Source organism: Micromonospora sp. DT81.3 (assembly GCF_049847225.1).
Lineage (GTDB): Bacteria > Actinomycetota > Actinomycetes > Actinomycetales > Microbacteriaceae > Microbacterium.
Genome location: NZ_JBNCNY010000001.1, coordinates 296,356 through 315,224, shown reverse-complemented (window position 1 = coordinate 315,224; position 18,869 = coordinate 296,356). Strand labels below are relative to the sequence as shown.

Genomic DNA, 18,869 nt, shown 5'->3' with positions numbered 1-18,869 from the left:
AGCATCCATGACGATCGACCTCACCCAGAGGCTCAAGGACCGCGTCGCGGTCATCACCGGCGGCGCGAGCGGCATCGGCCTCGCGACGGCGCGGCGCTTCGCCGCCGAGGGCGCGCTGGTCGTGATCGCCGACCTCGACCCGGCGACGGGGGAGGCCGCGGCATCCGAAGTCGGCGGGGTGTTCTTCCCGGTGGATGTCGCCGATGAAGCACGGGTCGATGCCCTCTTCGACGGGGTCTTCGAGCGGTGGGGCCGCCTGGACATCGCGTTCAACAACGCCGGGATCTCGCCCGCCGACGACGACTCGATCGAGACGACAGGCCTGCCTGCGTGGGACAGGGTGCAGGACGTGAACCTGAAGAGCGTGTTCCTGTGCTCCCGAGCGGCGCTGCGGCACATGGTTCCGCAGCGCCGCGGATCGATCATCAACACGGCGTCCTTCGTGGCACTGCTCGGCTCGGCGACGTCGCAGATCAGCTACACCGCCTCGAAGGGCGGCGTGCTCGCGATGACCCGCGAGCTCGGGGTGCAGTTCGCGCGGCAGGGCATCCGCGTCAACGCCCTCTGCCCGGGCCCCGTGAACACCCCGTTGCTGCAGGAACTGTTCGCCAAGGACCCGGAGCGCGCGCAGCGGCGCCTCGTGCACGTGCCGATGGGCAGGTTCGCGGAGCCCGAGGAGCTCGCGGCCGCCGTCGCGTTCCTCGCCTCGGACGACGCGTCCTTCATCACGGCCTCCACGTTCGTCGTCGACGGAGGCATCTCGAGCGCCTACGTCACCCCGCTCTAGGTGCGCCCGTGTGCACCGGGGAGCAGATGCAGGGGCGAACCGGCCTCGGGGCCCGGCGCATTGGGGTTGCGTGCCCCGATCTGCGCCCGGGTGCCCGGCGCCTCTCGGACACGATGCAGGAGGCCCGGGGCGCCGGCGGCGCCTACCGCCGCGATCTGCGCCCGGGTGCCCGGCGCCTCTCGGACACAATGCAGGAGATCCGGGGCGCCGGCGGCACCTACCGCCGCGACAGGCCTCGAGCGCGGTGGATCTCCTGCGTTGTGTCCGGCGGGCCGAGCACCCGGGAGCAGAATGGAGCGGGCGCCGGCCCGGGGACCCCGGTCCGGGGCCGGGAGCAGGCCGATCTGCTCCCGTGTGCACGTCGAGCCGGAGGCTGAGCCCGTGACCGAAGCGCCGCTCGAGGAGGTGCGCCGTGCCGTGTACCGGCCGGTGCGGCAGGGCAACGCCCTCGAAGACACGGTCGCGCGCCTCGTGCAGACGATACGGCTGGGGGTCGTCGCGCCGCGGGAGTCGCTGCCACCCGAACGAGAACTGGCGGGGCTCTACGCCGTCAGCCGCGACACGGTACGGGAGGCGATCCGGGAGCTCGCCGATGCCGGGTACCTCGTCCGGCGGCGGGGCCGCTACGGCGGCACATTCGTCGCGGATCCCCTCCCGCGCCCCGCCGACCCGGAGACGGTCACGGCCGAGGAGCTCGAAGACGTGCTCGGTCTCCGCCGGGTGCTCGAGGGGGGCGGGGCCCGCGCAGCCGCCGCCCGCACTCTGACCGCCGCCGAGCGCGACGCCCTCTGGCAGCGGCACGTCGAGCTGCAGGGCGCCGGCGAGGCCGAGTACCGCCGGCTCGACTCCCTGCTGCACCTGACCGTCGCCGAGGCCGCCGGCATCCCGACCCTCGTCTCCCTCGTCGCGGAGAATCGCGCCCGAGTCAACGCGTGGCTCGACACGTTTCCTCTGCTGGCGCGCAACATCGAGCACTCGAACGCGCAGCACGAGCGCATCGTCGCGGCGATCCTCGCCGGGCAGCCGGATGCCGCGTCGGCGGCCATGCTCGAGCACCTGGCCGGCTCCGAAGCGCTGCTGCGCGGATTCCTGGGGTGATCGCCGGTCAGGAGGCCGCGGCTACGCTGGAACGATGGCCGCCGCATCCTCTCGCAAGAAGAAGGGCGCTCCGCTGGAGTTCCGGTCCGAGGCGCTCGCACAGGCGCTCGAGAAGCAGGACATCGCAGCGGTCGCCCTGGCGCTGCGCAACGGGACCACGGTGGTGCCTCTGCTGAAGCCCGGTCCGCGCGACAACCCGCTCGACGGCGGCGAGGTGTGGACGTACCGGGATGCCGCCACCGGCGACGTCGCGCTGCTGCTGTTCAGCGACGCGAAGAACAAGCCGGCGAACCTGCCGCCCGGCGTCGGCGTCTACTCGCCGGCCTGGCTGCGGGCCTTCCTGACCGCGCACCGCGACACGATCACGACGGTGTTCCTCGACATCGCGGGCCCGCACCCGATGCAGGCGTCGCCCGACGAGCTGCTGAAGGCGCTCGACGCCTGACTCAGAACTCCGGGACGTCGTCGCCCGGCCGCGCACGTCCGCGCACCTTGATGTCTCCGAGGGCGCCGCGCAGGTTCTTCGACCGCTCATCGATCAGCTGCTTGTACCCGAGCCGCGTGGCCTCGCTGCGTCGCTGGCCGGCCTGTGTAACCGGGCGGATCTCACCCGCGAGGCTGAGCTCGCCGATCGCGGCGATGCCCTGCGGCACCGCGCTGTTGTCGATCGATCCAGCCACCGCGACCGCGATCGCGAGGTCGGCGGCCGGTTCGGTGAATCGCACCCCACCGACGGTGGAGACGTAGACGTCGAGGTCGGACACCTTGATGTTCGCGCGCCGCTCGAGCACCGCGAGCACCATCGCGACCCGTGAGGCGTCGACGCCGTTCACGATGCGCCGTGGGTTCGGGGCGGTGGTGCGGATGGTCAGGGCCTGCACCTCGACCGGCATCGCCCGCTTGCCCTCGAGCGCGATCGCAACACAGGTACCAGGCACGGGCGCCCCCCGGCTCAGGAAGAGGCTGCTCGGGTCGGGCACCTCGGCGATGCCCGAGCCGGTCATCTCGAAGCACCCGACCTCGTCGGTCGGGCCGAACCGGTTTTTCAGCGCCCGCACGAAGCGGAGGGAGGTGTGCGGGTCTCCCTCGAACTGGCAGACCACGTCGACCAGGTGCTCGAGCAGGCGGGGTCCCGCGACCTGGCCGTCCTTGGTCACGTGTCCGACCAGGACGATGGGGAGCCCGCGGTCCTTCGCGACCCGGATGAGGGTGGAGGCGACCTCGCGCACCTGGCTGGGATGCCCGGCCATGCCTTCCGACAGCGAGGACGACACGGTCTGCACGGAGTCGACGATCACGAGCTCTGGCCGCACCTCGTCGATGTGCCCGAGGATCGTGGCGAGGTCGGTCTCGCTCGCGAGGTAGAGCTCGTCGTGCAGCGCGCCGGTGCGTTCCGCGCGGAGGCGCACCTGGGCGGGCGACTCCTCGGCGCTCGCATAGAGCACCCGCCGGCCGGCGCGAGCGCTCTGCGCCGCGACCTCGAGCAGAAGGGTCGACTTGCCCACGCCGGGCTCGCCGCTCAGCAGGATGGCCGCGCCGGGGACGATGCCGCCGCCGAGCACGCGGTCGAACTCGCCGACTCCGCTCGTGCGCCGCGGTGCCTCGCTTGTGTCGATGGACGTGATGGGCCGTGCCGCCCGCTCATCCGTCGGGGCGACCGCGGCGATCTGGCGCAGGATGCCGGTCTGCTCCGCGGCCTCAACAACCGTTCCCCACTGCTGGCATTCCGCGCAGCGGCCGGCCCACTTCGGTGTCGTCCACCCGCATTCGGTGCAGCGATACGCGGCGGGAGCGGGGCGACGGGTGGCCATGGTTTCAGGCTAACCCGCGCCCCCGACATCCACTCTTGCGACATCGCGAAGGCTACGTATGCTGTCGGCATGCGCGTCGACTCGGCATCCCGCCTTCTCGCAGCACCGCCCCACGCGATCTTCCGGGCCTTCGTCGACCCGGATCTGCTGAGCGCCTGGCTGCCCCCCGAAGGGGCGTCGGGCCGACTCCAGAGTTTCGACCCGGCAGTGGGGGGCGGCTTCCGCATGGTACTGACCTTCGACGCCCCAGACGCACGCGGCAAGTTCACCGAGGACTCGGATGTCGCCGAGACGCGCATCGTGGCGCTCGAGCCCCCGAACCGGGTGGTGTGGGAGGTCGACTTCCCCTCGGACGACCCGGCGTTCGCGGGCACGATGACGATGGCCTGGAGCTTCGCGGCGGGCGAGGTGGGCACCCTCGTCACGGTGCGGTGCACGGACGTGCCACCGGGCATCGACCCCCGGGACCATGCCGTCGGGCTCGCCTCGTCGCTGGCCAAGCTCGACCACGTCGTCTCGTCCGCCTGAGCGCGGACCGCGCGCAGGCTCGCCGGGTCAGGAGTACTCCCCGCGGGCGGTTTTCGGCCGACGTGACCCTGTCGAGCCTGAATCCCGCACCGGCGCGGCGTCAGCGAACGGGTCGCAGGCTCTGGATCACCGTGCCGAGGGCGTCGGAGGATCGACGGAGCAACGCGACCTCCTCGTCGGAGAAAGGCGTCTCGCGGATCGGCACCGCACCCGAAGCGCTGACGATCGACGGCACCGACAGCGCGATCCCGTCCACCCCGTGGAAATCGCTCAGCACCGTGCTCACCGGCATCACCGCGTGCTCGTCGTTGAGCACCGCCTCCACGATCCGGGCGCTCGAGAGCCCGATCGCGTAGTTCGTCGCGCCCTTGCCCTGGATGACCTTGTAGGCGGCGTCCCGAACGTCGATCGCGATCGAGTCGAGCTCGTCCTTCGTCATCCGCGGATGCCCCTCGGTCTCCCATTCGAGGATGGGGACCGTGCCGATCGTGGCCTTTGACCAGAGCGGGAACTCGGTGTCGCCGTGCTCACCGACGATGTAGGCGTGCACGCTGCTCGTCGAGACGCCGGCGCGTTCGCCGAGCTTCCACCGGAGCCGTGAGGTGTCAAGCACGGTGCCCGAGGAGAAGATGCGCTCGCGGGGGAGTCCGGATGCCTCGGCGGCGAGCACCGTGAGCACGTCGCAGGGGTTCGTGACGAGCACGTAGACCGCGTTCGGCGCGACCTCGAGCAGCTGCGGCATCATGGTCGCGATGATTCCGGCGTTGACCCCCGCGAGCTCGATGCGGCTCTGCCCGGGGTTCTGCTTCGCGCCGGCGGTGATCACGACGATATGCGAGCCCTCCACGACGGAGATGTCCGAGCCGCCGACGATGTCGCTGGCGCCCGTGAACTGGGTGCCGTGCGCGAGGTCCAGCACTTCTGCCTCCACCTTGGCGGTGGCGATGTCGTAGAGGGCGACGTGGCGCGCGGAGCCCCGGATGAGGGCCGCGTACGCGACGCTGGCTCCGACGCTTCCGGCACCGACGACGGTGAGTTTGGAGTTCTCGATCACGCTCATGTGGCCAGTCTGGCAGGGTGACGCACCCCTTCGGCAGGGTCCGAGACCCGTTCGGCGGGGCTATTCGGATGCCGCGGGTGCGACCGTCGCGGCGCCCACGGGAGTCCGGTTTCGGATGCCGAGGAACGACACTATGCCGCCCGTCGCCATGAAGATCGCGGTGACGATGGCCGCTCGGTGGAACCCCTCGAGGTCGAGGGCGCCGCCGACGATGGTCGCCAGCATCGCGATCGTCAGCAGTCCGGCGACCCGTGACACGGCGTTGTTCACCGCCGATGCGATGCCCGAGCGCTCGGGGTCGATCGCCCCCAGCACCGCAGACGTCAACGGCGACACGGTGATCGCGAGCCCGAGTCCCATGAGGATCATGCTGGGCAGCACCTGCTGCCAGTAGGAGAAGTCCTCGGAGACCATGAGCAGAAGAAGGGCCCCGACCGCCATCGTCAGCGGGCCGATCGTCATGAAGAGCCGCGGCCCCCACTTGCCCGCGAGGGTCCCGACCCGTGAGCTGAGAAGGATCAGGAGGATCGTCGTCGGGAGGCTCGCGAGCCCGGCCGCCGTGGCCGCCAGCCCGGCACCCTGCTGGAGGTAGACGCCCACGACGAAGCCGTTCAAGGCGAGTGCTCCATAGATGAAGAGGGTCGCAGCGTTGCCCGCCGAGAAGTTGCGCACCCGGAAGAGGCCCAGTGGCAGGATGGGGTTCTTCACGGTGCGCTGGCGCAGTACGAAGCCGGCGAACAGCGAGATGCCGGCGAGCAGCGGGATCAAGGTGGCCGGTGTGGCCCATCCCTGGTTCGGCTGCTCGATGAGGGCGTAGACGGCGGCCCCGAGGCCGAACGTGCACATGGCCGCGCCCAGCCAGTCGATGGAAGCGTCGGGGCGGCGGATGTCGCGATGCTCGATGCGCGGAAGAAGCCAGAGGGTGATCGCGATCGGGACGACGTTGATGAGGAAGGCGAAGCGCCACGAGAGCAGGTCGACGAACATCCCGCCCACCAGCGGGCCGGCGATCATGGCCGAGGTCGTCAAGGCGGTCCAGATGCCGATGGCGCGGCCCTGTGCGGCTCCCGAGAAGGTGGAGGTGATGAGGGCGAGCGAGCTCGGCACGAGGAAGGCGCCTGCGGCGCCCTGCACCGCCCGCGCGACGATCAGCACCTCGGGATTCGGCGCCGCAGCGATCGCGATCGACGCGATGCCGAATCCGATGAGCCCGATGCGCAGCACGAGCTTTCGGCCGTACGCGTCGCTGACCGAGCCCGCGACGAGGATGAGCGCACTGAGCGTGATGAGGTAGGCATCCACCACCCACTGCTGGGTCGTGAGACCCCCACCGAGCTCGCGGCCGATCGCGGGAAGGGCCACGTTCACGACGGTGCCGTCGAGGAACACCACGAACGATGCGAGAACGGCGATCGTCAGAACCAGGCGCTGTTCGCGGGTCATGGTTTCTGCCACACCCTCAACCTAAGCCGCTGCGGTCTCACCCCGGCTCGTCTGCCGAGTTGCGCTCCGTTTCGCTCCTCTTGCGCGCACGCTCCCCGCAGTGGCAGGTTGGGGCGGTTCCACCTCACGCGAAAGCGAGACACCATGGCACAGCCCCAGGGCGCACTCCTCGTAGGAAGCGTCAACTATCCGGATGCCGAGACCACGATCCGCACAGCCGCCCAGGTGCTCGGCGGCCGGGTGAAGCGGATCCCCGACGGCGAGGTGGGGCCCCGGTTCCACTGGATCCTGTTCCAGCCGGACGTGCTCGCTCGGGCTGGGGGAATCGAACGGATCGGCGACGCGCCGATCCTGGTGAAGGGCCTGGATGCGCGCCCGCTGCGCGTCGCGGACGGGGTAGACCCGGCCTCCATCCGCTTCCCCGCCCTCGGCTATGCCGCGGCCGCGATCGAGTCGTACGCGGTGTTCACGCGGCTGCGCGAGGAGGGCGTCGTGCCCGAGGGCGTGCGGTTCCAGGTGTCGCTGCCGACGCCGGTCGCCGTCGTCGGCGCGTTCTTTCCGGAGGACCAGCGGGCCGCCATCGAGCCGGTCTACCGCGACGCGCTCTTCGGAGAGCTCGACACGATCCTCGACGCGATTCCGCACGGGGACCTGGCGATCCAGTGGGACAACGCCGTGGAGTTCCAGATCATCGAGCAGGCCACGTACGCGGCACGAGGCAAGGGTGCCCTCGAATCGTGGTGGGGCGAGACCTGGGCCGGGCTCACCGCCCGCGCCGTCGAGCAGGCCGGGCGGGTGCCGATTGATGTGGAGGTCGGCTTTCATCTCTGTTACGGCGACGCGGGGGAGAAGCACTTCGTCGAGCCGGCCGACACCGCCAACCTCGTCCGCTTCGCGAACACGCTGTTCGCGGCATCCCCTCGCCCGATCGAGTGGCTGCACCTGCCGGTGCCGATCGACCGCGACGACGACGCGTACTTCGAAGCGCTGGAGCGGCTGGAGCTCCCGGCCGAGACCGAGCTGTACCTCGGGCTCGTGCACCGGGAGGACGGCGCGGAGGGCGCTCGCCGTCGGATCGAGGCGGCACAGCGTCACGTCGAGCGGTTCGGGGTCGCGACGGAGTGCGGCTGCGGGCGTGCGCCGGCGGATGCCACCGAGGGACTGCTGCGGACGCACGCGGAGGTCGCCGCCGCCTGGTGAGCCCTGGCTCTGGTCCGGTCAAGCGGCCCTAGCCTGAACGAGGACCGGATACGGCATCCGGCGTCGACAGGATGGAACGCTCGGCATGGAATTCGGACTTCACATCGCGGACTACACGTGGAGCAGCGGGCAGCGGCAACTCGGACCGGCGCTCGCCGCGCACGTGCGCAACGCCGAGGCCGCCGGCATCCAGCGCATCACGGTGATGGACCACTTCTGGCAGCTGCCGGGCATCGGACCGGTGGAGCACGAGATGCTCGAGGCGTACGCGACGCTGGGGTTTCTCGTCGCGCACACGGAGAAGGCGCTGCTGCATACGCTCGTCACGGGGGTCATCTACCGAGAACCCGCGCTGCTGGCGAAGCAGGTGACGACGCTCGACGTGCTGTCGGGCGGACGCGTCGGACTGGGGATCGGCGCCGCGTGGAACGAGCAGGAGTCCAGGGGGCTCGGCTTCGAGTTCCCGCCGGTGGCAGAGCGCTTCCGGCAGCTGGAGGAGACGATCCAGATCTGCCTGCAGCTGTGGTCGGACTCGGAGGAGCCCTACGAGGGCGCGATCTGGCAGCTCGAGCGGACGCTGAACTCCCCGCAGAGCGTCGCGCGGCCGCATCCGTATCTCATGATCGGCGGCGGGGGCGAGAAGAAGACGCTGCGCCTGGTGGCGCAGTACGCGGATGCCTGCAACCTGGGTCTCAGTCCGGAGACCGCGCGCAAGCTCGACGTGCTGCGCGCGCACTGCGACGCCGTCGGCAGGAACTACGACGACATCGAGAAGACGGCGATGATTCCCGTCGACCCGGAGTCGACTCCGGCCACCGTCGCCTCGACGATGAGGGACCTGAGCGCTCTCGGCTTCACCGCGACCTATGTGTACGCGGTCGGGTACCCCGAGCCGGAGCGCGTGGTCGAGCTGCTCGCGGGAGCGATGGACGAGCTGGCGTGACGGATGCCGCGGCCGCCGGGGCGGGTTGTGTCGGCGGTCGATTCGCGGCGCGGGTCGGTGTGACGTAAACTCTTCGGCGGTGACGTGTCCGAGCGGCCGAAGGTGCAACTCTCGAAAAGTTGTGTAGGGTAACCCCCTACCGTGGGTTCAAATCCCACCGTCACCGCCATGAAAACCCCCTTTCGCCGGGGGTTTTTCGGTCTCTCGGGCGGCGTAAGCAAGAATCGAGAAAGAACCGCGGCCGAACCGGCCCAACGAGTGCTCTGCGGCGACTTTCGCATCGACGAGCGTCGAACCGATCTCGGGCCGCGGGTCCCGGCATATCAGAGGCCCGAGGCCACAACCCGCAGGTGTAGCGCTTCAAAATCCTCTGCAAAGTGTCCTCGTTGAGACGACTGACGCAGGGGATCGCACTGAGCCGCCGTGGTGTGAACGGCTTCCCCACGGTCGCCAACCACTCCTGTGGTCAGTCTCGGAAATCGAACGTGACGCCCGCGCTACGGCGCCGGTGGTCAGGAGACGAGCGTCTCCGTGGCGAGCGCCATGTGCTCTTCTACGGTCGCCGCGGCGTGATCCGGATCGCCGGTGGCGATGGCGTCGACAATCTCGAGGTGCCGAGGCACGTCCATGTTTCGGACGGCGCGATCGATCCCGGAGCGGGTGATCGACATGAGGATGGATCCCTCGAGGGCCGACCACGCCCGCAGCAGCGTCTCATTGCCGGTGAGCAGGCACATGGTGCGGTGAAAATCCAAGTCGGCGCGCATCCGGGCGTCGAGCGACTCGCTCTCCGCAGCGCGCATGCGATTCGCGGAGGCGGTAAGGAGTTGGACGGCGTGGTCGCGCTCCACGCTCTCGGAGAGGGTCCGAGCGGCCAAGGCCTCGAGCGCGGCTCGTACCCTGAACAGATCGCGCAGTTCGTCGTCGTCCATGAGCCGGACGAGGAGCCGGCCGCGAGATCCTTCGGTGAGCAGGCCCTCGATCTGCAGGGTGCGCATCGCCTCGCGCAGGGTGCCGCGGCTGATCCCGAGACGCTGGGACATCTCGATTTCTGACACGTGCGAGCCGGGGGGCAGTTCACCCGTCGTAATCGCCCGGCGGAGGGCCTCGATGGCCTGCATCCGCAGCGTGTTCCGTTGCAGGCCGAGGATCGCAGAACCGTCGGACATGATTCACCTCCCTCGGCCGAGTCTGTGTCGAGTCTACGAGGGCGGTGCATCGAGCGTGGGGCACCGCCCTCGTGACCGCCTTGCGGTCAGTTCACGGGCTCGAGTTGGCGCGCTTCGAGAGACGCCTTCTTGGCGTATTCCCGCTGGGCCTTCGTCCACGTCTCCGGGGTTACCATCGCGGAGATGAAGCCGATGAGCGAGTACAGGGCGAACAGCGCGGCGGGGCCCACCCAGCCGTACGCGCCGTACAGCAGCGTCGTGATGAACGGCGTGAAGCCGGAGACCATTGCGGAAATCTGATAGGCCAGGGATGCGCCAGAGGTGCGCGTGTTGGCGTTGAAGAGTTCCGGGAACCATGCCCCCTGCGCGCCGGCGAGGGCGTTCTGGAAGACGGCGTAGGAGAGCACGATGACCACGATGACCATGGGGTAGACCGCCGTGTTGACTCCTATGAACATCAGGAATCCCCAGAACACGCCCATGGCGGTGACGATGAGGTAAAGGGGCCGTCGCCCGATCTTGTCCGTGAGCCGGGCCCAGCTCCAGGTGGCGATGATGCCGATTCCCGCGGCGATGCAGAGGGCAGTGAGCGTCTGCCAGCTCTCGGTGATCTTGTTCGTGTTGAGGTACGAGATCAGGTAAGTGATCGAGATCGCGTAGCCTGCGGTCTCCGCGACACGCAGTCCGATGCCGCGCAGGATGTTGCCCCAGTCGTTCTTGATGACCTCGACGAGCGGTGCCTTGAGAATTTTGCCTTCCGCCTTCACGTCCTCGAAGACGGGGGATTCGGGGACCTTGGCGCGGATGATGAGTCCGACGATGACGAGCAGGATGCTGGCCAGGAAGGGCACGCGCCACGCCCAGTCGCCGGGGAGGTGCACGCTGACGAGGAAGACCAGGTTGGCGAGCAGCAGTCCGACGGGGAAGCCGGCCTGCACGATCCCGGTGAAGCCGCCCTTGAAGCGCCACGGGGCGTGCTCGTAGGTCATGAGGATCGCACCACCCCACTCGGCTCCGAAGGCGAGGCCCTGGATGATGCGGACGATGACCAGGAGGATCGGTGCGACGATCCCGACCATCGCGTAGGTGGGGAGAAGCCCGATCGCGAAGGTTGCGAGGCCCATCAGGATCAGCGAGGCGACCAAGACGGGCTTGCGGCCCACGCGGTCCCCGAGGTGTCCGCCGATGATGCCGCCGATGGGGCGGGCCGCGAACCCGACGCCGAGCGTCGCGAATGACAGCAGCGTGCCGGTCACCGGGTCGGAGCCGGGGAAGAACGCCGTGCCGAAATACAGGGCCGCGGCCGTGCCGAACCCGATGAAGTCGTAGGTCTCGATGACCGCCCCTACGCCCGAGCCGACCGCTACGCGCTTGCGTTCTGGTGTGCCGTTGACGACACCACGCATCGTGATGGCTGCTTCGCTCATCTCTTTGCCTTTCTCACGTCATTGTGTCCGACTCGCGGCGCGAGCGGTGGACCCAGTATGTGAGAACAGACCGCCATTGTCAACAATCAAACAGTCAACTATTGAACTGTCGGCAATTTCGTCGTACCATCGAGTGTGCCGCCGCAACGGAGCGGCTGAAAGCAGGAGACTGATGACATCCACACGCACCGCCGTCCTCACCGGCGCAGCAGCCGAACGAGGCATCGGCCAAGCCACCGCCCGGGCTTACGCGAAGGCCGGCTGGGCCGTCGCCATCCTCGACCTCGACGGTGAGCTCGCCGCCCGCGTCGCCGCCGACATCGCCTCCGAGCACGGAGTGCCGGTTTACGGCGGAGCTGTCGATGTCGCGAACGAGGCATCGGTGTCTGCTGCCCAGCAGGAGATATCGGCGCGAGTGGCCGATGGCACGCTCCCACCCGTGGGCGCCCTGGCGAACATCGCCGGCATCACCTCACCCGTACCGTTCCTCGAGACGACGCTCGACCTGTGGAACAAGGTTCTGGCAGTCAACGCCACCGGCACCTATCTCGTCACCAAGGCGTTCCTCCCCGACATGATCGAGCGCGGCTTCGGACGCATCATCAACATGTCATCCGTGTCCGCCCAGCGCGGTGGCGGAGTCTTCGGCAAGGTGCCCTATTCCGCCGCGAAGGCCGCCATCCTCGGCTTCACCAAGGCTCTGGCTCGCGAACTGGGATCGAGCGGCGTCACCGTGAACGCGGTCACCCCTGGTGCCGTCGACACCAACATCCGCGTCGGATCCACGCCCGAGCAGGAGGCCGCGATCGTCCGCGACATCCCCCTCGGACGCCAGGCGACTCCCGACGACGTCGCCGCGGTCTTCGTCTTCCTCTCCAGCGACGAGGCCGGCTACCTGCAGGGAACGACGATCGACATCAACGGCGGCAGCCACCTGCACTGATCCCGGCCCCCGCCGCCCACACCTGGTATCGAACGAAGGAGTTTCATCCATGACTACAGCCACGACCACCGTCGAGCTCGGCACGCGGGTCAGCCGTGTGCGCGAAGCCGCGCAGCGCATCCGCCTCAACGCCCTCGCGATGGGGGAGGTGCAGGGCCAGGGCTATGTCGGCCAGGCCCTCGGCGCGGCCGACATGCTCGCCGCCGTCTACGCCGACCAGCTCCGGTTCCGCCCGGACGACCCGCACTGGGAAGACCGCGACCGCTTCCTGCTCTCCACCGGCCACTACGCGATCGGGCTCTACGCGGCGCTCGCCGAGGCCGGCATCATCCCGCTCGAAGAGCTCGACACCTACGGGTCGGACGATTCGCGCCTTCCCATGTCGGGAATGGCCAGCTACACACCAGGCATGGAGATCTCCGGGGGATCCCTCGGTCATGGACTCACCGTCGCGGTCGGGATGGCTCTCGGCCTCCGCCACCTGGGCAGCTCGTCGCGGGTCATCAACTTCCTCTCCGACGGAGAGCTGAACGAGGGCTCGACGTGGGAGGCGGCCATGGGCGCGGCATCCCACCGGCTCGGCAACCTGGTGGCGCTCGTGGACATGAACGCGCTTCAGGCCGACGGCCCCACCGCCGGAGTCCTGCGCATCGAACCGGCCGAGGAGAAATGGACGGCGTTCGGCTGGCACACCCAGCGCGTCGACGGCAACGACCCCGAAGCGCTTCTCCGGGCCTTCGACATCATCGGCGACAGCGACCCGGACGGCGCCCCCCACGTCCTCGTGTGCGACACGAAGGTCGGCCGCGGCGTCTCGCTCCTCGAGACCCGGGAGAAGTCGCACTTCATGCGCATCGACGAAGACGAATGGGCGATCTGCCGCGAGCAGCTGATCGCGGGATACGAAACGGATGCCGCGGCCGCGGCGGAAGGAGCAGCATCATGAGCAGCACCACCAAGCCGAAGCTCAAGACCTCGGCGATGATCGCCTCCTTCGCCGACCCCGGCCAGAAGACGGCATCCGCGCCTTTCGGTCACGCGCTCGCCGCCCTCGCCGAGACCGATCCGCGGGTGGTCGGCCTTTCGGCGGACCTCGCGAAGTACACCGACATGCACATCTTCCGCGACGCCCACCCCGACCGGTTCTTCCAGATGGGGATGGCGGAACAGCTGCTGTTCGGCGCCGCCGCAGGCATGGCGGAGGTCGGCCTTGTGCCGTTCGCATCGACCTACTCGGTCTTCGCCGCCCGTCGGGCGTACGACTTCATCTGCCTCGACATCGCCGAGCCGCGCCTCAACGTCAACATCGTGGGCGGTCTTCCGGGGCTCACCACCGGTTATGGCCCGAGCCACCAGGCGACGGAGGACGTGGCCATCTTCCGCGGCATCCCCGGCCTCACAATCGTCGACCCCTGCGACTCGGTCGACCTCGAGCAGGCGGTGCCGCAGCTTGCCGCTGACCCCGGCCCCACGTACCTGCGTCTGCTGCGCGGCCATGTGCCGACGGTCCTCGACGAGTACGACTACTCCTTCGAGCTGGGCAAGGCGAAGGTGATCCGCCCCGGAGCGGACGTCGTGTTCGTCTCCAGCGGGCTGATGACGATGCGCGCGCTGCAGGCGGCGGAGGCGCTTGCCGCGCACAAGGTGGATGTCGCGGTGGTGCACACCCCGACGCTCAAGCCGTTCGACGAGGACACCGTCCTGCGCGAGATCGACACGCCCCGCCTCGCGGTGACGCTCGAGAACCACACGGTGATCGGGGGCCTCTTCGAGACGGTCGCCTCGGCCATCGTGCGCCGAGGGCTCGGGCGACGCGTCATTCCGATCGCGCTGCCGGACCGGTTCCTCGACGCCGGCGCGCTCCCCACGCTGCATGAACGGTACGGCCTCGCGGTCGAATCCATCGTGGGTTCCGTCCTCCGCGAGCTCGGCTGAGCGGCAGGCGGGGTCGCTGTGAACGACCAGACCCGGTCCCGGTACTCCGTCTCGACGGTGTGCCTGCGGCAGTACGATCTCGTGCGGGCACTGGATGTCGCGCGGTCGCTCGGATTCGACAGCGTCGACCTCGTCGGCCTCCGCGGGCTGTGTGAGCACGTGCCGGTGAACGGCACCACGAGCGAAATGAGCGCGGCGGCGCGCACCTTCGCGGCATCCGGTCTTCGCGCGGCAAGCGTCAACGCCGACCCCGGTTCGTTCGACGGCTTCGATGACCCCGTCGACGTGATGCGGCGTGTGGAGCGGCTCATCGACTTCGCCGTCGAAGCGGGGGCGCCGATCCTCGTGCTCCCGGCGGGTGAGAAGTCGGAGCAGCGCACGACCGACCCGCAGATCGCCCGGATGGCCGACGCCCTCAACGAGGCGGGCGCAAGGGCGGCACGCAACGGCGTGCGACTGGCGGTTGAAGCGCCGTACTTCGGACGACCCATCGATCGCCTCGCTCGCGCGGCCGAGCTGATGGATGCCCTGGATCCGAGCATCCAATTGGCCTTCGACGTGTCGCACATCGAGGCCGCCGACGAATCCGTCGCGCACGCGTGGCAGCTCCTCGCCGCGCGCGTGGCGATCGTGCACCTGCGCGACGCGGTCAGCGGCGACATCCGCAGGGTCATCGGTCAGGGGCGCGTCGATTTCCCGGCGGTGTTCGATGCCATGCGATCGACGGACTATGCCGGCGACACCGTCTTGGAGCTGGAGACCCGGAACAGCCCCTACGCGAGCAAGAAACAGGAGGTGCTGGCGGCCGTCGAGTACCTCGATGCTGCCCGCACTGCAGCCTCCCGTACCCGATCTTAGCGTTGACGAAAGAACGTCGTTTCTTGATAGCCAATTCGGCCGCAGGAAGCGCTGAACCTTCCGTAGCGTGAGAGCCAAGCCCACCCCGAAGGAGTCGTCATCGACGCTGCAGTCCACGCCGAGCGAGGCGATCGGGGCGTGCCTGCGGGACGAGGGGCGTACTTCGTCTCGGACAGCACCGGCATCACTGCCGAGACTCTGGGCAGCGCGCTGCTCGCCAACTTTCCGGGTGTCGCGTTCCAGCGGCACACGATCCCCTTCGTGGACAGCGCCGCAGGAGCGCGGAACCTGGTCGCCGACATCGAGCGCGCCGCGGACGGCGGAGCACGGCCGCTGATCTTCGCGACCGTCAAGTCGGCGGAGATCCTCAGCGCCCTGGGCGCATCGGGCGCCGTCGTCATCGACCTGCTGGGCGGGCACCTCACCGAACTGGAAGAGGCGCTGGGAACGACGGCGTCGGAGCAGCTCGGACAGTTCCACGGTGTCGGGGACATCGAGCGGTACTTCGCACGGATGCGCGCGGTCGAGTACGCGATCGAGCACGACGACGGTCAAAGCGGGCGCGCACTGGACATCGCCGATGTCATCATCATCGCCCCGTCCCGGTGCGGCAAGACCCCCACAACGATGTACCTCGCCCTGCAGTACGGACTGCTGGTCGCCAACTATCCGCTCACCGACGACGACTTCCCCTCCGACGGGCTTCCGTCCACGGTGTCCCGGTACGTGCAGAAGTGCTTCGGGCTCACCACCACCCCGCTCCGGCTGAGCCAGGTGCGGCACGAGCGGCGGCCGAGCTCCACCTACTCGAGCCTTGCCCAGTGCACGCTCGAGCTGCGCCGCGCCGAGGACCTCTACCGCCGCAACCGCGTTCCTTTCCTCAACTCCTCCACCAAATCGGTCGAGGAGATGTCCGCCGTGATCATGCAGTCCATGCGACTGCGCTCCTGACTTCCACCGCATCCATCGCCTCGCGCCCTACCCACACAGATCGGGACACGAAATGACGAACAACATCCTCTGGTTCACCGAGATCGGAATGCACGACGTCGGTCAGGTCGGCGGGAAGAACGCCTCGCTCGGTGAGATGGTGAGCAACCTGTCCGGCGCGGGAGTCAGTGTGCCGGGCGGGTTCGCCACCACGGCCGACGCGTACCGCGAGTTCCTCGCCGCCGACGGCCTGTACGAGCGCATCCGCTCGACCGTCGAGGCGCTGGACGTCTCCGACGTGGCAGAGCTCTCGCGGGTCGGCGCGAACGTCCGCGAGTGGATCGAGCAGCAGTCGCTGCCGGCGCAGTTCGACGCCGACATCCGTGCGGCGTACGCCGCTCTGGTCGCCGGCGATCCCGAGCCGGAGTCGGTCTCGTGGGCGGTGCGCTCCAGCGCCACGGCGGAGGACCTTCCTGATGCGTCGTTCGCAGGTCAGCAGGAGACGTTCCTGAACATCAGCGGCATCGACAACGTCCTCGCCGCCATTCGGAGCGTGTTCGCGTCGCTCTACAACGACCGGGCCATCGCGTACCGCGTGCACCACGGCTTCGATCACCACGACGTGGCCCTCTCCGCCGGCATCCAGCGGATGGTGCGCTCGGATGTCGGGGCCTCCGGTGTGCTGTTCACCGTCGACACGGAGTCCGGCTTCGACCGCGCGGTGTTCATCACCAGCTCGTACGGGCTCGGTGAGGCCGTCGTGCAGGGCGCCGTGAACCCCGACGAGTTCTACGCGTACAAGCCCGCCCTCCGAGAGGGGCGGCCGGCGATCCTGAAGCGGTCGGTGGGGGAGAAGGCGATCCAGATGGTCTACGCCGACGGCACGCACGCCGGGGGAAGCACCGTCTTCACCGACGTGCCGGTGGCGGATCGCGCGCAATTCAGCATCACCGATGCGGAGGTGGAGGAGCTGGGCCGGCAGGCGCTGGTGATCGAGGACCACTACGGGCGGCCCATGGACATCGAGTGGGGCAAGGACGGCATCGACGGCAAGCTGTACATCCTGCAGGCACGGCCGGAGACCGTGGTCTCCCGCGTCGACGGCAACCTGACGCGACGCTTCGTGCTCGAGGAGTCCGGCACGGTGATCACCATAGGACGGGCGATCGGGCAGAAGATCGGCGCCGGACCGGTGCGGGTGATGACCTCCCTGGCGCAGATGGACACCTTCCGGGCGGGCGACGTGCTGGTCGCCGACATGACCGACCCGGACTGGGAGCCGATCATGAAACTCGCCTCCGCGATCGTCACGAACCGAGGCGGGCGCACCTGCCACGCGGCGATCATCGCGCGGGAACTCGGCATCCCGGCCGTCGTCGGCACGGGGGATGCGACGCACGTACTCCAGGACGGCCGGGAGGTCACCGTCTCCTGCGCCGAGGGCGACAACGGATTCGTCTACGAAGGCATCCTCCCCTTCGAGGAGGTCATCACCCGCCTGGACCAGATGCCCGAGAGCCCGACGAAGATCATGCTGAACGTCGGGACCCCCGACCAGGCGTTCGCGTTCTCGAAGCTCCCCAACAAGGGCGTGGGCCTGGCCCGCCTCGAGTTCGTGATCAACCGCCAGATCGGCATCCACCCCCGCGCCCTGCTCGAGCACGACAGCCTTCCCGCCGAGCTGCACGACGAGATCGCCCGGCGGATCGCCGCCTACCCGTCGCCGCGCGACTATTTCGTGCGGCGCGTGGCAGAGGGCATCTCGATGATCGGGGCCGCATTCGCCCCAGAACCGGTGATCGTGCGCCTGTCGGATTTCAAGTCGAACGAGTACGCGAACCTGATCGGCGGCGAGCTGTACGAGCCGCACGAGGAGAACCCGATGCTCGGCTACCGCGGGGCATCCCGATACATCTCACCGGATTTCCGTGCGTGCTTCGACATGGAGTGCGAGGCACTTCGCTTCGTCCGCGACGAGATGGGCCTCACCAACGTCGAGATCATGGTCCCGTTCGTCCGCACTGTCGCAGAGGCCCGTGCGGTGATCGAGCTGCTCGCGGAGAACGGCCTCCGCCGGGGCGAGAACGGGCTGCGCGTCATCATGATGTGCGAGCTGCCATCCAACGCGGTGCTCGCCGATGAGTTCCTGGAGTACTTCGACGGCTTCTCGATCGGCTCGAACGACATGACCCAGCTCACGCTGGGCCTGGACCGCGACTCCGGGCTCGTCGCCGCGACGTTCGACGAGCGCGATCCCGCCGTGCTCAAGATGCTGTCGATGGCGATCGAGGGCTGCCGCCGCGCCGGCAAGTACGTCGGCATCTGCGGCCAGGGTCCCAGCGATCACCCCGACCTCGCCGAATGGCTCGTCGCCCAGGGCATCGAGTCGATGTCGCTCAACCCCGACACGGTCGTGGAGACCTGGCTGCGGCTGGCGAAGGCAGAGCCGCAGCTGGCACGGGTCTAGCTCCGGCCTCCAGAGCCTTGCCTCTTTGACGTGTATGCCGAGTCGCTGCGGGGTCTCGATCACCTCGCCGATCCGGAGCAGGAGGCTTGCCGTGGTGTCGGAGCCCCTCGGCGGGCCCCGCGGTCAGCTCAGCCGCCGCGATCCGCCTGCTGCGCCGTGCGCGAGTTGGTCACCGCGACCCCCGGCGGTTCGCCGGTCGTCCAGAGCCGGTGACCCGTGAGGGGGAGAACACCGCTCTCACCCTCACGGGTCGTCATCTCGACCGGAATG

Annotated in this window: 18 protein-coding genes and 1 tRNA gene; 13 read left to right on the top strand and 6 right to left on the bottom strand. The window is 68.9% G+C overall.

Features of this window, described 5'->3' with window-relative positions; all coding sequences use genetic code 11:
• Nucleotides 1–7 precede the first annotated feature (7 nt).
• From ACPW96_RS01490 to ACPW96_RS01480, 3 genes are all read left to right on the top strand, one after another.
• Entirely contained in the window at nt 8–787 is a 780-nt protein-coding gene (locus ACPW96_RS01490) for a 3-oxoacyl-ACP reductase (protein ID WP_425881759.1), read from the top strand.
• Between the two features lie 381 nt (nt 788–1,168).
• Nucleotides 1,169–1,885: a FadR/GntR family transcriptional regulator gene (locus ACPW96_RS01485; protein ID WP_425819881.1), complete on the top strand. Its 717-nt coding sequence runs from the start codon at nt 1,169–1,171 to the stop codon at nt 1,883–1,885.
• Nucleotides 1,886–1,919: 34 nt separating this feature from the next.
• Nucleotides 1,920–2,330 (top strand): hypothetical protein, encoded by a 411-nt coding sequence (locus ACPW96_RS01480; RefSeq protein WP_425881758.1) that lies wholly within the window; start codon nt 1,920–1,922, stop codon nt 2,328–2,330.
• A gap of 1 nt (nt 2,331) precedes the next feature.
• Here the strand turns inward: ACPW96_RS01480 and radA are convergent, their stop codons facing one another.
• The gene (gene radA / locus ACPW96_RS01475) at nt 2,332–3,696 is read right to left on the bottom strand and encodes a DNA repair protein RadA (protein ID WP_425881757.1); all 1,365 of its coding nucleotides are present in this window, start codon (nt 3,694–3,696) and stop codon (nt 2,332–2,334) included.
• Between the two features lie 69 nt (nt 3,697–3,765).
• Here radA and ACPW96_RS01470 point away from each other — a divergent pair, with 69 nt between their 5' ends.
• Nucleotides 3,766–4,224, top strand: a complete 459-nt coding sequence (locus tag ACPW96_RS01470) for an SRPBCC domain-containing protein (protein ID WP_425881756.1) — start codon at nt 3,766–3,768, stop codon at nt 4,222–4,224.
• A 100-nt stretch (nt 4,225–4,324) separates the two neighbouring features.
• On the opposite strand, the gene ACPW96_RS01465 is transcribed toward ACPW96_RS01470, so the two are convergent.
• Both ACPW96_RS01465 and ACPW96_RS01460 read right to left on the bottom strand, forming a co-directional pair.
• Nucleotides 4,325–5,284 carry an L-lactate dehydrogenase gene (locus ACPW96_RS01465; protein WP_425881755.1) on the bottom strand — a complete coding sequence of 320 codons (960 nt, stop codon included), beginning with the start codon at nt 5,282–5,284 and terminating at the stop codon, nt 4,325–4,327.
• 60 nt (nt 5,285–5,344) lie between these two features.
• Nucleotides 5,345–6,739, bottom strand: coding sequence for an MFS transporter (locus ACPW96_RS01460; RefSeq protein ID WP_425881754.1), 1,395 nt, complete (start codon nt 6,737–6,739; stop codon nt 5,345–5,347).
• 132 nt (nt 6,740–6,871) lie between these two features.
• Here ACPW96_RS01460 and ACPW96_RS01455 point away from each other — a divergent pair, with 132 nt between their 5' ends.
• The 3 genes from ACPW96_RS01455 to ACPW96_RS01445 all read left to right on the top strand — a co-directional run bounded on the left by ACPW96_RS01455 (nt 6,872) and on the right by ACPW96_RS01445 (nt 9,039).
• Nucleotides 6,872–7,927 carry a hypothetical protein gene (locus tag ACPW96_RS01455; protein ID WP_425881753.1) on the top strand — a complete coding sequence of 352 codons (1,056 nt, stop codon included), beginning with the start codon at nt 6,872–6,874 and terminating at the stop codon, nt 7,925–7,927.
• 85 nt (nt 7,928–8,012) lie between these two features.
• Nucleotides 8,013–8,870, top strand: a complete 858-nt coding sequence (locus tag ACPW96_RS01450; RefSeq protein WP_425881752.1) for an LLM class F420-dependent oxidoreductase — start codon at nt 8,013–8,015, stop codon at nt 8,868–8,870.
• A gap of 78 nt (nt 8,871–8,948) precedes the next feature.
• A tRNA-Ser gene (locus tag ACPW96_RS01445) sits at nt 8,949–9,039 on the top strand.
• Nucleotides 9,040–9,382: 343 nt separating this feature from the next.
• Here ACPW96_RS01445 and ACPW96_RS01440 read toward each other — a convergent pair.
• A complete protein-coding gene (locus ACPW96_RS01440) occupies nt 9,383–10,039 on the bottom strand; it encodes a GntR family transcriptional regulator (protein WP_425822359.1) in 657 nt (218 codons plus the stop codon).
• Nucleotides 10,040–10,125: 86 nt separating this feature from the next.
• Nucleotides 10,126–11,466, bottom strand: a complete 1,341-nt coding sequence (locus ACPW96_RS01435; RefSeq protein ID WP_425822361.1) for an MFS transporter — start codon at nt 11,464–11,466, stop codon at nt 10,126–10,128.
• A gap of 172 nt (nt 11,467–11,638) precedes the next feature.
• Between ACPW96_RS01435 and ACPW96_RS01430 the strand changes: the two genes are divergently transcribed.
• From ACPW96_RS01430 to ppsA, 6 genes are all read left to right on the top strand, one after another.
• The gene (locus ACPW96_RS01430; protein WP_425881751.1) at nt 11,639–12,409 is read left to right on the top strand and encodes an SDR family NAD(P)-dependent oxidoreductase; all 771 of its coding nucleotides are present in this window, start codon (nt 11,639–11,641) and stop codon (nt 12,407–12,409) included.
• A 49-nt stretch (nt 12,410–12,458) separates the two neighbouring features.
• A complete protein-coding gene (locus ACPW96_RS01425) occupies nt 12,459–13,355 on the top strand; it encodes a transketolase (protein WP_425881750.1) in 897 nt (298 codons plus the stop codon).
• Nucleotides 13,352–14,344 carry a transketolase family protein gene (locus tag ACPW96_RS01420; RefSeq protein WP_425822365.1) on the top strand — a complete coding sequence of 331 codons (993 nt, stop codon included), beginning with the start codon at nt 13,352–13,354 and terminating at the stop codon, nt 14,342–14,344. The genes ACPW96_RS01425 and ACPW96_RS01420 overlap by 4 nt, the downstream gene beginning before the upstream one ends.
• 18 nt (nt 14,345–14,362) lie before the next feature.
• Nucleotides 14,363–15,202, top strand: a complete 840-nt coding sequence (locus tag ACPW96_RS01415; RefSeq protein WP_425881749.1) for a sugar phosphate isomerase/epimerase family protein — start codon at nt 14,363–14,365, stop codon at nt 15,200–15,202.
• A gap of 138 nt (nt 15,203–15,340) precedes the next feature.
• Nucleotides 15,341–16,153, top strand: coding sequence for a pyruvate, water dikinase regulatory protein (locus tag ACPW96_RS01410; protein ID WP_425881748.1), 813 nt, complete (start codon nt 15,341–15,343; stop codon nt 16,151–16,153).
• A gap of 52 nt (nt 16,154–16,205) precedes the next feature.
• A complete protein-coding gene (ppsA, locus tag ACPW96_RS01405; protein ID WP_425881747.1) occupies nt 16,206–18,599 on the top strand; it encodes a phosphoenolpyruvate synthase in 2,394 nt (797 codons plus the stop codon).
• Nucleotides 18,600–18,727: 128 nt separating this feature from the next.
• On the opposite strand, the gene ACPW96_RS01400 is transcribed toward ppsA, so the two are convergent.
• On the bottom strand, nt 18,728–18,856 hold the full coding sequence (locus ACPW96_RS01400; protein ID WP_425881746.1) for a hypothetical protein: 129 nt from the start codon (nt 18,854–18,856) through the stop codon (nt 18,728–18,730).
• Nucleotides 18,857–18,869 lie beyond the last annotated feature (13 nt).